The following is a 14,228-nucleotide window of genomic DNA, read 5'->3' as shown; positions in this document are numbered from 1 at the left end:
CCTGATCCGTACGCCCCAGCCCAGCTTTCAAGAAAGGCTCTTCCATGACCACCACCGCAAGCGAAATCACCTACCGCCTGGAGCAGAAGCGCCGCGTCCAGGCTGACTTCCCGGGCCCCAAGTCCGTCGCACTGACCGAGCGCCGCAAAGCAGTAGTTGCTGCCGGCGTCGCCTCTGCCGTCCCTGTTTATGTCGCGGACGCCGACGGCGGCATCATCCACGACGTCGACGGCAACGCTTTCATTGACCTCGGCTCAGGCATCGCGGTAACCAGCGTCGGCGCGTCCGATCCCGCCGTCGTCGGGGCTGTGAAGGAAGCCGTTGAGCACTTCACCCACACCTGCTTCATGGTCACGCCGTATGAAAGCTACGTGGCGCTTGCCGAGCAGCTCAACCGCCTGACCCCGGGCGAGCACGAGAAGCGCACCGTACTGTTCAACTCCGGCGCCGAAGCAGTGGAGAACGCCGTTAAGGTGGCCAGGCTGGCCACCGGCCGCGATGCCGTCGTCGCCTTTGACCACGCCTACCACGGCCGCACCAACCTGACCATGGCGCTGACAGCCAAGGCCATGCCGTACAAAACCAACTTCGGCCCGTTCGCGCCTGAGGTTTACCGCATGCCCATGAGCTACCCGTACCGGGAGGAAAACCCGGAGATCACGGGTGCCGAGGCGGCCAAGCGGGCCATCACCATGATCGAGAAGCAGATCGGTGGCGACCAGGTTGCCGCGATCATCATCGAGCCCATCCAGGGCGAGGGGGGCTTCATTGTCCCGGCGGAGGGATTCCTCCCGGCACTGGCCGACTGGGCCAAGGACAAGGGCATCGTCTTCATCGCCGATGAGGTCCAGTCAGGCTTCTGCCGCACCGGTGAATGGTTCGCAGTGAACCACGAAGGCGTTGTGCCGGACATCATCACCATGGCCAAGGGGATTGCCGGCGGCATGCCGCTGTCCGCCATCACGGGCCGCGCGGACCTGCTCGACGCCGTCCACCCGGGCGGCCTGGGCGGCACCTACGGTGGGAACCCGGTAGCTTGCGCTGCCGCGCTCGCTGCCATCGGCTCCATGCAGGAATACAACCTCGCCGGACGCGCCCGCCACATTGAGGAGATCGCCGTCGCCCGTCTGCGGGAGCTGCAGGGCCAGCTTTCCGGAGCTTCCGACGTTATCGGTGATATCCGTGGCCGTGGCGCCATGCTCGCCATCGAGCTGGTCCAGGCCGGATCGAAGGAACCCAACCCCGAGCTCACCAAGGCCGTTGCGGCTGCCTGCCTCAAGGAGGGCGTCATCATCCTCACGTGCGGCACGTACGGCAACGTCATCCGCCTCCTGCCGCCGCTGGTCATCACTGACGAGCTGCTCAACGACGGCCTGGACGTTCTCGCCTCCGCGATCAAGGCCCACGCCTAGCGCGCATTACCCAGAAACCAGCCCCAACCCTCGCGCGAACTGGCAGCAAATGCCCTCAAACCTAAGATTTGAGGGCATCAGCTGCCAGTTCGCGCGTCTGTTTGTGCGGCGGTTTAGGTGCGCACCAGCTTCTTCGCCACTGAGTTCTTGCGTGCGGTCAGGAGCATGTCCACGGTCAGCACCAGCAGGGCCAGCCACACGACGCCGAACCCGATCCAACGTCCTGTGGTCATCGCTTCACGGAACACCACCAGCGCCACGACGAACTGCAGCACCGGGGCGAAGTACTGCAGCAGCCCGATGGTAGTCATGGGCAGCCGCCGGGCAGATGCCCCGAAGAACAGCAGCGGCACGGCCGTGATGACACCTGAGGCAACCAGGAGCCAGAAGTGTCCGGGGCCCTGGTTTGCAAGCGTGGCCGCGCCGCTGACGCCCAGGAACACCATGGTTGCGGCCGCCAGCGGGGCAAGGACCATGGTTTCCACGCTAAGGCTCGTCACGGCGTCGACCTTTGGACCCACGCGCTTCTTCACAAAGCCGTACAGGCCAAAGCTCACCGCGAGCGTCAAGGCGATCCATGGCAGCTTGCCGTACGACACCGTCAGGACACCCACCGCAATAAAACCGATTCCGACGGCGGCCCACTGGAGCGGACGCAGCCTTTCCTTCAGGACGAACACGCCCAGCAGAACTGACACCAGCGGGTTGATGAAGTAGCCCAGCGAAGCCTCGACAGCCTGCCCGGTGGTCACGCCATAGGTGTAGGTCAACCAGTTGACGGCAATGAGGGCTGCGGCGATACTCAAGGTGCCGAAAATGGAGCGGTCCCGGAAGGCTGCAGCCAGGGCGCTCCAGGAGCGGGTGACTGTGATCAGGAGGACGCAGAACAGCAGGGACCAGACCACCCGGTTGGCCACGATCTCCACGGCCCCGGCAGGCTGCAGCGCAAAGAAGTACAGGGGGAGCAGCCCCCATAGGCCGTAAGCCCCGATACCGAAAAGGACCCCCGCCGTCGTGTCCTTGTCTACGGCCTTAAGTTCCACAGCTTTGGGGCCCACAGGCTTCAGGCCGGCCTGACTGGTCCCAGAGGCGGCGGGGAACTGTTTCCCCGCCGGCGATTCGGTGGATGTGGACGAGACGGATCCATGGGGAGTAGGCACCTAACCGATAACACCAGTCGTTGGATAGGTATTCCACGGGGCCCTTCAGCGTCTGCCATCCGGACGTCGTGTCCCCACGTCAAAATTAGTCAGTATGCTTGCTTTCATGAGAAGGACGAACCAGCAGAATGCCTCCACGTGAGGCTCCGCCGCAGCAACGCGTCCGGCCGCGGCTACCGCAGGGTCAACGCAGGCAAGGGCTTTAGCTACCGCGATCTGGATGGCTCCACATTGCCGCCGGGGCCGGTCCGTGACCGGCTGGAAAGCATCGGGATTCCGCCGGCGTGGACCGACGTGTGGATTGCGCCCTTCGACAACGGACATATCCAGGCCACGGGACTGGACGCCGTCGGGCGCCGGCAGTACATCTACCATCCGGAATGGCGTGAACGGAAGGACCGCCTGAAGTTCGACCGGGCCCTCCAGCTTGCGGAGTCGCTGCCCACCGCGCGACGGCTTGTCACCCTTGCGCTGCGGACTGAAGGATTCAACCGCGATCGTGTCCTGGCTGCAGCATTCAGGATGCTGGACAGCGGGTCCCTGCGGGTGGGTTCCGAGCGGTACACCAACGAGAACGGCAGCCACGGCTTGTCCACCCTGCTGTGCGCCCACGTCCAGGTCCGGAAGGACTGCCTGCAATTGCGGTTCCCGGCCAAGAGCGGCCAAGACTGGGAATCCGAGATCCGCGACGCCGACCTGGCCGCCCTAATGCGCGTGCTCAAGCGCCGCGGCGGCAACGCGAGGCTCCTGGCGTTCAGGGAGGGCCGGAGTTGGCGGCCGCTCACCAGCGCCGATATCAACAGCTACGTTAAGGAGCGAACCGGCTCGGACTTCACGGCCAAAGACTTCCGCACCCTGCGCGGAACTGTGGCGGCGGCCGTCAGCCTCGCCCAGAGCGGACCGCAAAAGATGGTGGGTGCACGGAAGCACGCCATCAGCGTCGCCATGCAGGAAGCCGCCGCGGTGCTGGGCAACACGCCGTCGATCGCCCGCAAGAGCTACGTGGACCCCAGGCTGCTGGACCACTTTGCCGCCGGCGAGACCATTGACCCCAAGCGGCTCGACTCCGCCGAGGCTGAGCTTCGTGCGCTGCTCTATCGCGAAGGCGACGTGGTTCCCCTGCGGAAAAGCGGGTGAGGGCTGCGGCACGGGTTACCCCATCCCGGCACGCCGACATTTAGAATGGAAGCTTGTGCGCTACCTGCACTGCGTGCGCGACTGCACAAAGCGACACTGCAGTGTGCGCCCGCGGCGCATTATCCTCCTTCCAGAAGGGCTCCCGGTGTCCAATCCAGGCGAAACCACCTCCAAGCGTCCGCTCCGCGTTGCCATCGTCGGCGCGGGACCGGCGGGGGTTTATGCTGCGGATATCCTGACCAAGTCCAACGAGGTCAAGGACGGCGACTTCGAGGTCAGCATCGACCTCTTCGAGGCTTACCCGGCGCCCTACGGCCTGATCCGTTATGGCGTGGCCCCGGACCATCCGCGCATCAAGGGGATCGTCAACGCCCTGCACAAGGTCCTGGACCGGGGCGACATCCGCTTCCTTGGCAATGTCACCTACGGCCGGGATCTCACCCTCCACGACTTCCGCGCCTTCTACGATGCGGTGATCTTCTCCACCGGCGCCATCAAGGACGCGGACCTTCCGATCCCGGGCATCGACCTGCAAGGGTCCTTCGGCGGCGCTGACTTTGTCTCCTGGTACGACGGCCACCCCGACGTCCCGCGCGAATGGCCGCTGGACGCCAGGGAAATCGCCGTGATCGGCAACGGCAACGTGGCCCTGGATGTGGCCCGCATGCTGGCCAAGCACCCAGAAGAGCTCCTCACCACCGAGATCCCGGACAACGTCTACCGGGGCCTTAAGAGCTCCCCGGTCACCGACGTGCACGTCTTCGGCCGCCGCGGACCCGCCCAGGTGAAGTTCACGCCCCTCGAGCTGCGGGAGCTGAGCCACATGAATGACGTGGACATTGTGCTCTACCCTGAGGACTTCGAATTCGATGACGCCTCCGACGATGCCATCCGCAGCAACAACCAGATCAAGACCATGGTGAACACCCTGACGAACTGGCTGGTGGAGGAACACGCGGAGTCGGACCAGCCGTCGTCCCGCCGCCTCCACCTGCACTTCCTGCACAGCCCAGTGGAGATCCACGACGACGGCGGGTCGGGGAAGGTGGCAGGCATCAAGTTTGAGCGCATGCAGCTTGACGGCACCGGGAACGTCAAGGGGACCGGGGAGTTTGTCGACTATCCCGTCCAGGCCGTGTACCGGGCCATCGGGTACCACGGCTCGCCCCTGGATGAGCTGGAGTACGACGCCAGGCGCGGGGTAGTCCCCAACGAAGGCGGGCGCGTGCTGGACGCCGACGGCAATCCGGTCCCGGGCATCTACGCGACAGGCTGGATCAAACGGGGACCGGTTGGCCTGATCGGCCACACCAAGGGCGACGCCCTGGAGACTATCGGCTTCCTGCTGGAGGACCGGCTGACCCTGCCCGCGGCGCAGAACCCGGACCCGCAGGCGATCATCCGCCTTCTCGAAGAACGGGGCATCGAATACACGACGTGGCAGGGCTGGATCAAGCTGGATGCCCACGAGGCAGCCCTCGGCGCCGAATGGACCGGCTCGCAGGAGACAGACGGTGTCGTCCGCGAACGCATCAAGGTTGTGCCCCGCGAGGAAATGATCAACATCTCCCGCGCCTAGACACGCTCCGCCACCCCACCGAAAACTCCGATGCTAGGCCGAGCCAAGGGTGCGGCGTTAGACTTGGGCAAACCTAGTCCGGCGGCGATAGGCCGTGCCTGCAGGCCGACTGCACGTGGGAGTTCGATGAGGAACCTGATTCATCCGGGAGCTCCCGGCGGCGACGCCGCCGGAATGATCCAGCACACTGCCCTCGCTGGGCACGAGCATCTCGACAGCGCCAACGGCACCGGCCTGGTCTTCCCCGGCACCAAGGAAATCCCGGGCCTGCGCAAGCTGATCAGGGAATCCTGGCAGCGGTCGGCCGGCTTCAAGGCCAACCCGGACAACCCCGAAGCCCCGCTGGCTTTGGACACAGCGGAGCTTGAGGAATACCGCCGGCAGCATCCGCTGGCCAGCATCATGCCGGTCATCCAAAGACTCCTGATCCAGCCCAGCCACGACAGCGGTCTGCTGGTGGCGGTGGGTGACGAGCTGGGCCGCCTCTTATGGGTGGAGGGTGATCCCGCCCTGCAGCGGCGGGCGGAGGGGATGATGTTCGTCCCCGGCGCAGACTGGTCCGAAGCCAAGGTCGGCACCAGTGCTCCTGGCACGGCCTTGGCCCTGGGCCGCGGCATCCAGATTTCCGGGGCAGAGCACTACCAGCGGTCCGTACACCCGTGGAGCTGCACCGCCGTGCCGTTCCACGACCCCGATTCCGGGGCGCTGCTGGGCGTTGTGGACATCACGGGAACAGCCACCGCGGTCGCAGCGCACACGCTGTCCCTCGTGGAAGCCACCGTGGCCGCCGCGCAGGCGCAGTTACGTGTTGAGCGGCTCCAGTTGGCGGCGACCCTCGCCAGCCGGCCGGCCCGACGTCGGAACGCCAGTTCGGCGCCCAAGTCAGGTCCGGGGCCGTCCGGGACGGCTGGTTCGGCCTGGGGCAACGCGAAGGAAGGCAGTCTGTACCGCAACAGCCTGCAGCTCCTGGGCCGGGACCAGGCACTGCTGAGCATCGAGGGCAAAACGGTGGTGCTGTCCGCACGGCACAGCGAGATCCTGGCCCTGCTCAGCACCCACACTGACGGGCTCAGCGCGGAGGAGCTGAGCGTCCTGCTTTACCCGGGGGACGGCCCCACCATGACCCTGAGGGCGGAAATGGTCCGGCTCCGAAAGGTCGTCCGGCAGCTTAACGCTGCCGCCGTCCCCGAATCCCGGCCCTACAAGCTCACCCTGGACGTGGTCCCGGACACCGGGCAGGTGCTGAGCTGCCTGCAGCGCGGAGCCCACCGAATCGCCCTGGAAATCTACCGCGGGGCTGTGCTGCCGAAGTCCGAGGCGCCAGGCATCATCGACCTCCGGGACAGGGTTTCCTCGCTGATGCGCGAGGCGGTGCTCACGGACGGCAGCGCCGAGACCCTGCTCAAGTATGCGGAGCTGCCCGAGGCAAGGGACGACGTCGGGGTCCGGGCCGCCGCCCTCAAGCTGCTGCCGCCGCGCTCGCCCAAGCGGGCCGCCGTCGTCGCCGACCTCGAGCGGCTGGAAACCGAACTGAGCGCCTCCCCACCTGCCCCCTAACCTCGCACGCCGTCCAGGGAACCCGGCAGGCGTGGACCCGGGCAATCACCTTTCCCGTGCAACCTGGCTGCAACCTTCGCCCTCCTACGCTGAACCCAACGGTGACCGCCAGTATCAAGGCGTCGCCTTTCATGCACAGCGAAGGAGCTAGCAATGACTGTTTACGCCCGGCCCGGTACCGAGGGCTCAAAGGTCACCTTTAAGGACCGCTACGAAAACTGGATCGGCGGCGAGTGGGTTGCCCCCGTCAAGGGCCAGTACTTCGAAAACATCACCCCCGTCACCGGCAAGGTCTTCTGCGAGGTGGCCCGCGGCACGGCAGAGGACATCGAACTGGCGCTGGACGCCGCCCACAAGATCGCACCGTCCTGGGGGAAGACCTCCGTGGCTGAGCGCGCCGCCGTCCTGAACAAGATCGCCGACCGGATCGACGCCAATCTCGAAATGCTGGCCGTGGCCGAATCCTGGGATAACGGCAAGCCCATCCGCGAAACCCTGAACGCGGACATCCCGCTCGCCGCGGACCACTTCCGCTACTTCGCCTCCGCCATCCGGGCCCAGGAGGGCCGGCTGTCCCAGCTCGATGAGGACACCACGGCCTACCACTACCACGAGCCACTGGGCGTCGTCGGGCAGATCATCCCGTGGAACTTCCCCATCCTGATGGCCGTCTGGAAGCTTGCCCCGGCGCTCGCCGCCGGCAATTGCGTGGTCCTCAAACCGGCCGAGCAGACGCCGTCGTCCATACTGGTGCTGATGGAGCTCATCGGTGACCTTCTGCCCGCCGGCGTCCTGAACGTGGTCAACGGCTTCGGCGTGGAGGCCGGCAAGCCGCTGGCGTCCAGCCCCCGGATCCGCAAGATCGCTTTTACCGGCGAGACCACCACGGGCCGGCTGATCAGCCAGTACGCCAGCCAGAACCTGATTCCGGTCACCCTGGAGCTCGGCGGCAAAAGTCCCAACATCTTCTTCAACGATGTGGCGGACAGCGATGACGCGTTCTATGACAAGGCCCAGGAGGGCTTCACGCTCTTTGCCTTCAACCAGGGCGAAGTCTGCACCTGCCCGTCCCGAGCTTTGGTCCAGGAGGACATCTACGACTCCTTCATGGCCGACGCTGTGGCCCGGGTGGAGAAGATCATCCAGGGCAACCCACTGGACACCGAGACCCAGGTCGGTGCGCAAGCCTCCAACGACCAGCTGGAAAAGATCCTCTCCTACATCGACATCGGCAAGCAGGAAGGCGCCAAGCTGCTCACCGGCGGCGGCCGCGCCGAGCTCCCCGGCGACCTGGCGGGCGGCTACTACGTCCAGCCAACCGTCTTCGAGGGCCACAACAAGATGCGGATCTTCCAGGAGGAGATCTTCGGCCCGGTCGTCTCCGTGACCAAGTTCAGCGACTACAACGAGGCCATGGGCATCGCCAATGACACCCTCTACGGCCTCGGCGCCGGCGTCTGGTCCCGCAACGGCAACGTGGCCTACCGCGCCGGCCGCGAAATCCAGGCCGGCCGCGTCTGGGTCAACAACTACCACGCCTACCCGGCCGGTGCCGCGTTCGGCGGCTACAAGTCCTCAGGCATCGGCCGCGAAAACCACACGATGATGCTGGACCACTACCAGCAGACCAAGAACCTCCTGGTCAGCTACAACGAGAACAAGCTCGGCTTCTTCTAAGGCTGGTTTACGTCCCACCGCTTCAAACAACGTAAGGATCGCCAATGACGACGACAATGAACGCAGCAGTAGTAACCGAATTCGGCAAGGATCTCCAGATCCAGACCCTCCCCATTCCCACTCCGGGCCGCGGGGAGGCCTTGGTCAAGGTCATCACCACCGGTGTCTGTCACACCGACCTCCACGCGGCTGAGGGTGACTGGCCGGTCAAGCCGTCACCGCCGTTCGTCCCCGGCCATGAAGGTGTGGGCGAAGTGGTTGCCCTTGGCGAAGGCGTCACGGACCTTGCTGTCGGAGATCTCGTGGGCAATGCCTGGCTGTGGTCCGCCTGCGGCGACTGTCAGTACTGCCGTACGGGTTGGGAAACGTTGTGCGAAGCGCAGCAGAACGCCGGGTACAGCGTTGACGGCTCCTTCGGCGAGTACATGCTGGTGAACACCCGCTTCGCCGCCCGCATCCCGGCCGGGTCGGACCCCGTGGAAATCGCCCCCGTGCTTTGTGCAGGCGTCACGGTCTACAAGGGCCTGAAGATGACCGAAACGCGTCCAGGGCAGTGGGTCACCATCTCCGGCATCGGCGGCCTGGGACACATTGCCGTGCAGTATGCCGTGGCCATGGGCCTGCGCGTTGCAGCCGTGGACATTGCGGATGACAAGCTGGCTCTGGCGAAGGCGCACGGCGCCGAACTGACGGTCAATGCCCTGAATGAGGATCCGGTCGAAGTCATCCAGCGGGTCACGGGCGGCTGCCACGGCGTGCTGGTCACCGCGGTGCACCCGTCAGCTTTCGGCCAGGCGATCGGGATGGCACGCCGCGGCGGCACCATCGTCTTCAACGGACTGCCGCCGGGCGACTTTCCGGCGCCCATCTTCGAGATCGTACTCAAGGGCCTGACGGTCCGCGGCTCCATCGTGGGTACCCGGCAGGACCTCGAGGAAGCGCTGGAATTCTACGCAGAGGGCAAAATCCACCCCACGGTTTCCGTCCGGGAACTCTCCGAAGTCAACGCCGTTCTTGACGAGATGAAGCACGCCAAGATCGACGGCCGCGTCGTCATCAAGTACTGATGACGGAAGCGTTCTGATGATGGAGGCGAGGCTAGACGCCGCAGTGACGCTGCCCGGGGAGGACTTCTCCCGGGTGGCGCTCACCGCCGCGGCCGTGGAGCTGCTGAACAAACTGTGGCTCCAGCACGGGCCGTTGATGTTCCATCAGTCCGGCGGATGCTGTGACGGCTCGTCGCCCATGTGCTACCCCGCCGGGGAGTTCATCACCGGTGACTCTGACATTCTGCTGGGACTGTTCGACCTGTCCGACGGGCCGGAACGCCAGCCCCTGGAATTCTGGATGTCCAGGGAGCAGTTCAACTACTGGAGCCACACGCACCTGACAGTGGATGTGGTCCCTGGCCGGGGAAGCGGCTTTTCCGTCGAGGCCCCTGAGGGCAAGCGCTTCCTGATCCGGTCCACCCTGATGGACTGGCCCGTCTGACCATCCCGGGCCCCAGGCCTGCCCCAGCCTGGGGTCCGTAGGTGTCTCACGATGCGGGACAACTATGACCGTCCAGTGGGTGGACACTACTGTTGATAGGTCTGTTTCCAACACAAACCAGGATTGTGGAACTCCCTATGAACCTCCTCCGGACCAAATCAATCGAGCAGTCAATGGCCGACGCCGATGAACCCGGACGCAAGCTCAAACGGTCGCTGAGCACGTGGGATCTGATGATTATGGGCGTTGCCGTCGCCGTCGGCGCCGGCATCTTCTCGGTCGGCGCCAAGGCCGCGGCGAACTTCGCCGGCCCCGCAGTGACAGTTTCCTTCGCGATCGCCGCCGTCACCTGCGCCCTGGCCATCATGTGCTACGCCGAGTTTGCCACCGCCATCCCCGTCGCGGGTTCGGCCTACGTGTTTACGTACGCCACCATGGGCGAGGTGCTCGCGTGGATTATCGGGTGGAACCTGATCCTCGAGCTTTTCACTGCCGCCGCCGTGATCGCCAAGTACTGGGGAATTTACCTCAGCAAGGTCTTCGCCCTGCTGGGTGCTGACGTCCCGGCTGCGCTTTCGCTCGGCGGGGTGGATCTCTACTGGGGTGCCTTCCTGATTGTGGCGATCTTCACCGTGCTCCTGGTGCTGGGCACCAAGCTCTCCGCGCGTGTTGGCAACATCTTCACCCTCATCAAGATCGCCGTGGTCCTCTTCGTGATCGTGGTGGGCTTCACGTACGTGAAGTTCGAAAACTACAGCCCTTTCGTCCCTGCGGCTGAACCGACCGGCGCGGGCGGAACCGTGGACGTGCTCAAGCAATCGTTCTTCGGTTTCCTGACCGGTGCAGCCCCTGCCCAGTACGGAACGCTGGGCATCTTCGCCGGTGCGGCGCTGGTGTTCTTCGCCTTCATCGGATTCGACGTGGTGGCAACCTCCGCCGAGGAAGTAAAGAACCCGCAGAAGACCCTCCCGCGCGGCATCTTCGGAGGACTGGCCGTAGTGACCGTGCTCTACATCCTGGTGTCCCTCGCGCTGACGGGCATGGTGTCCTACTCCGAGCTGGCCGATACCAAGAACCCCACCCTGACCACCGCCTTCGAGGCAGTCGGCGATACCTCCGCGGCCAAGGTCATTGCCTTCGGGTCACTGGTGGGCCTGACCACGGTGATCATGGTGCTTCTCATGGGCCTGTCCCGCGTAGTGCTCGCCATGAGCCGCGACGGCCTGTTGCCGCGCTCGCTGTCCAAGACCAGTGAAAAGCGTTCGACGCCGGCACGCCTCCAGGTCATCTGCGGCGCCGCCGTGGCACTCGTGGCAGGCCTGACCAATGTTGACCTTCTCGAAGAGATGATCAACATCGGGACGCTCTCGGCGTTCGTCATGGTGAGCCTGGGCATCCTGGTGCTGCGGAAGAAGCGCCCCGACCTGAAACCTGCCTTCCGCGTGCCCTTCGGCAAGGTCCTGCCGGTGGTCTCCGCCGTGCTGTGCCTCTACTTGATGACCAACCTGGCTGTCGAAACCTGGATCTTCTTCGCTATCTGGCTGGTCATCGGCATCATCATCTACTTCTCCTACGGCCAGCGCCATTCACGCCTCAACGAGCGCTTCACCGAGGCCAAGGAAGCGGTCAACGGTCGCGCGGAAGCCGCCGCTGCTGTGACTGCCGATGACAAGACCTCCGACAAGACCTCGGACGACGAAGATGAGTTCAGTTCCGCGACACCGCGATGACTTGAGATTGCCCGCGGTGACTTGAGATTGCCCAGGTGAAATCTGGAGCCGTCCCTGACCCTGAAGCCGCCTGCCGATCTTGAGGATCGGCAGGCGGCTTCAGGCTTTGTTCAGGCCGCTAGCCGACGGTGACCCAAGTCCTTCTTGCGGGCCACCAGAGGTGGTCCAATCCGAACGCGAGCGCGAACCATCCCGGCAGCCATAGCTGCCAGTGGGGTGAATACATGTCGAACGGAGTGGAACCGGGCAGCTCAGGTCCTGGACGTACTGGGTTGATCCAAAAAAGTAGGATGACGCCTCGCGGTACCCGCGGCCGTTCGTCCCTGAGCGGCCGTCAGCAGGCAAACGGGCACAAGGGGCCGCGCCTCCCTATGATGGACGAATGGCCCGCCCCGCAAAACCGGAACGCAAGGCAGAGCTGCTGTCAGCCATCCTTGACTACCTGATGGACAAGACGCTTGCAGAGCTGACGTTCCGCAGCCTGGCCGACGGCCTTGGCATCAGCACCTACGTGCTCGTGTACCACTTCGGCAGCAGGGAGCAGCTGGTCAACGAGATCATCCACTCGGTCGAATCCAGGCTGGACAGCATGCGCAGCGCGGATGTGCGTGATATTGACCGGGAGGCCTGGAAGACGTACCTGCTGGAGTCCTGGCAGTGGACCATGGTGCAACGGAACCGGCAGCTGGCGAGGCTTGAGTTCGAGGCCACGGCGCAGGACATCGTTGCGGCTGAGCCCCGTGGTACCTCACAGGAAAACTTCCGCATGCTGCACCAGATGACGAGGGACTGGCTCGTGTTCCAGGGCATCCCCGATGAGTTTGCCGACACGGATGCGCGGCTGTTCACCTCAACCTTTTACGGGCTGCAGTTCGACTTTGTGGTGATGAACCAGCCCGAGGCCGCAACCAAGGCCTTTGAACTGATGCTGACCGTGTTTTTCAACAATCTCGAACACCGCCTTGCCGCGGCAGCAGAGGGTACATGAGCCGAAGCACAGTGCCCTCATCAGGGTGCCGCGTGGCGGCCGACCCAATCCACCAGCGGCCGCAGCTTCTCCCAGAGAGCTGCGATTTCCTGGACGGCAGCCGGAGTTTCCAGCCACTCAGGCTGTCCCAGCTCCATGCCAGCCGAGAGGGATTTGTGCTTGAGCAGCTCGGCCCGGGGATGGTCGCGGTCGTAGCCTCGAGGCACGGTCTTGAGCTTTTCACCTTCGATGACGAAGCCCGCACCGGCCACAGCCTCGATGATGTGGCGAAGAGACTCACCTGTCCCCGATGCGTCCACAGAGTTACGGAACCGGACCAGCTGAGCCGGGGTGTGGGAATGGTAGCCCCCACCCACCATCAGGCCGTCGGCACTTAATTGAAGGTAGTAGCCCACGCCCTCCTGGGTTGAGGCGAATGCGCCCTGGGCCGTCTTGTAGGGCGACTTGTCCTGGGAAAACCGGATGTCCCTGTTGGGCCGGAAGATCTTGCCCGGCCCGAACCTGGGTTCCAGCTCGGTAAACAATGCCGCGATGGGATCACGGACCAGGCTGTTGTAGCTGTCTTTGTGCTCCAGCCACCACTCCCTGTTGTTGTTCTCCTCAAGCTCCGCGTAGAACGCGCAGGCTCCGGCGGGGATGCCCTGGAATGTAGTCATGCTGTGATCCTAGGGACCGCATGGGTGCGGGGCCACAGTCCAAGGCCGTTATGTGGAAAACGAACCGCCCCGCCACGGAGACCGTGACGGGGCGGAAGCATTCAGCGAGACGTGTTGACTAGCCGATCTTGTTGGCTGCCTCTGCCTCGGACGCTGCGGTGGGGGCGGCGCCAAGGTTGGCGCGGAGCTTGGCGCCGAGTTCGGCGTCAACGTTGGTCCAGTACTGGATGGCACGTTCCTTGATGCCGGGGCTCTTCACGCCGCTCACGGCACCGGTGATGGTGTCCAGGAAGCGGGCCTTGGCGGCCTCGTCGTAGACCTCGCGGTAGAGGGTGCCGGCCTGGCCGAAGTCGCCGTCCTCGGCGTGCAGGGTGTGCGCGGAGAGCGTCAGCTCGCCGTCGTTCTCCCAGCCCCCGGCCGGGTTCTGCGGCTCAACGGCGGCGGGGCCGCCCACGGAGTTCGGTGCGTAGACCGGGACGGAAGGAGCGTTGAAGTGGTAACGCCCGGAGCCGTCCTGGCTGTAGTTGTTGACCTGGTTCTTGGGCTGGTTCACCGGGATCTGTGCGTGGTTGGTGCCCACACGGTAGCGGTGTGCGTCGGCGTAGGAGAAGATGCGGGCCTGCAGCATCTTGTCCGGGGAAGCGGCAATCCCCGGCACGAAGTTCGACGGCGCGAAGGTGGCCTGCTCGATCTGCGCGAAGTAGTTCTCCGGGTTACGGGTCAGCTCCATGGTGCCGACCTTGATCAGCGGGTAGTCGCTGTGCGGCCATACCTTGGTCAGGTCAAACGGGTTGAAGCGGTAGGTCTTGGCATCCTCGTACGGCATGACCTGGACGTGCAG

12 protein-coding genes are annotated in these 14,228 nt (G+C 64.7%); 9 read left to right on the top strand and 3 right to left on the bottom strand.

Annotated features, from left to right (window positions below):
- Positions 1 to 44 precede the first annotated feature (44 nt).
- Positions 45 to 1,412 carry a 4-aminobutyrate--2-oxoglutarate transaminase gene (gene gabT, locus J7E83_RS19335; RefSeq protein WP_214965450.1) on the top strand — a complete coding sequence of 456 codons (1,368 nt, stop codon included), beginning with the start codon at positions 45 to 47 and terminating at the stop codon, positions 1,410 to 1,412.
- 113 nt (positions 1,413 to 1,525) lie between these two features.
- Here gabT and rarD read toward each other — a convergent pair whose 3' ends face one another.
- A complete protein-coding gene (gene rarD, locus J7E83_RS19330; protein WP_251044182.1) occupies positions 1,526 to 2,479 on the bottom strand; it encodes an EamA family transporter RarD in 954 nt (317 codons plus the stop codon).
- A gap of 231 nt (positions 2,480 to 2,710) precedes the next feature.
- On the opposite strand from rarD, the gene J7E83_RS19325 reads away from it, so the two are divergent.
- From J7E83_RS19325 to J7E83_RS19290, 8 genes are all read left to right on the top strand, one after another.
- The gene (locus J7E83_RS19325; protein ID WP_214965446.1) at positions 2,711 to 3,709 is read left to right on the top strand and encodes a DNA topoisomerase IB; all 999 of its coding nucleotides are present in this window, start codon (positions 2,711 to 2,713) and stop codon (positions 3,707 to 3,709) included.
- 145 nt (positions 3,710 to 3,854) lie between these two features.
- Positions 3,855 to 5,288: an FAD-dependent oxidoreductase gene (locus J7E83_RS19320; RefSeq protein ID WP_214965444.1), complete on the top strand. Its 1,434-nt coding sequence runs from the start codon at positions 3,855 to 3,857 to the stop codon at positions 5,286 to 5,288.
- A gap of 126 nt (positions 5,289 to 5,414) precedes the next feature.
- Positions 5,415 to 6,845, top strand: coding sequence for a GAF domain-containing protein (locus tag J7E83_RS19315; protein ID WP_214965442.1), 1,431 nt, complete (start codon positions 5,415 to 5,417; stop codon positions 6,843 to 6,845).
- A 153-nt stretch (positions 6,846 to 6,998) separates the two neighbouring features.
- Positions 6,999 to 8,522 (top strand): aldehyde dehydrogenase family protein, encoded by a 1,524-nt coding sequence (locus J7E83_RS19310; RefSeq protein WP_214965440.1) that lies wholly within the window; start codon positions 6,999 to 7,001, stop codon positions 8,520 to 8,522.
- Between the two features lie 44 nt (positions 8,523 to 8,566).
- Entirely contained in the window at positions 8,567 to 9,589 is a 1,023-nt protein-coding gene (gene adhP / locus J7E83_RS19305; protein ID WP_214965438.1) for an alcohol dehydrogenase AdhP, read from the top strand.
- A gap of 16 nt (positions 9,590 to 9,605) precedes the next feature.
- The gene (locus tag J7E83_RS19300; protein ID WP_214965430.1) at positions 9,606 to 10,013 is read left to right on the top strand and encodes a DUF779 domain-containing protein; all 408 of its coding nucleotides are present in this window, start codon (positions 9,606 to 9,608) and stop codon (positions 10,011 to 10,013) included.
- A 137-nt stretch (positions 10,014 to 10,150) separates the two neighbouring features.
- On the top strand, positions 10,151 to 11,743 hold the full coding sequence (locus tag J7E83_RS19295) for an amino acid permease (RefSeq protein WP_251044175.1): 1,593 nt from the start codon (positions 10,151 to 10,153) through the stop codon (positions 11,741 to 11,743).
- A gap of 382 nt (positions 11,744 to 12,125) precedes the next feature.
- The gene (locus tag J7E83_RS19290; protein ID WP_214965428.1) at positions 12,126 to 12,731 is read left to right on the top strand and encodes a TetR/AcrR family transcriptional regulator; all 606 of its coding nucleotides are present in this window, start codon (positions 12,126 to 12,128) and stop codon (positions 12,729 to 12,731) included.
- 20 nt (positions 12,732 to 12,751) lie between these two features.
- Here J7E83_RS19290 and J7E83_RS19285 read toward each other — a convergent pair whose 3' ends face one another.
- A complete protein-coding gene (locus J7E83_RS19285) occupies positions 12,752 to 13,387 on the bottom strand; it encodes a DUF2461 domain-containing protein (protein ID WP_214965426.1) in 636 nt (211 codons plus the stop codon).
- Positions 13,388 to 13,505: 118 nt separating this feature from the next.
- A partial coding sequence (locus J7E83_RS19280; RefSeq protein WP_214965424.1) for a catalase occupies positions 13,506 to 14,228 on the bottom strand: 723 nt, incomplete at its 5' end.

The sequence above is a fragment of the Arthrobacter sp. ISL-48 genome, from assembly GCF_018613805.1.
GTDB lineage: Bacteria > Actinomycetota > Actinomycetes > Actinomycetales > Micrococcaceae > Arthrobacter.
This window is presented reverse-complemented; position numbering and strand designations above follow the sequence as displayed.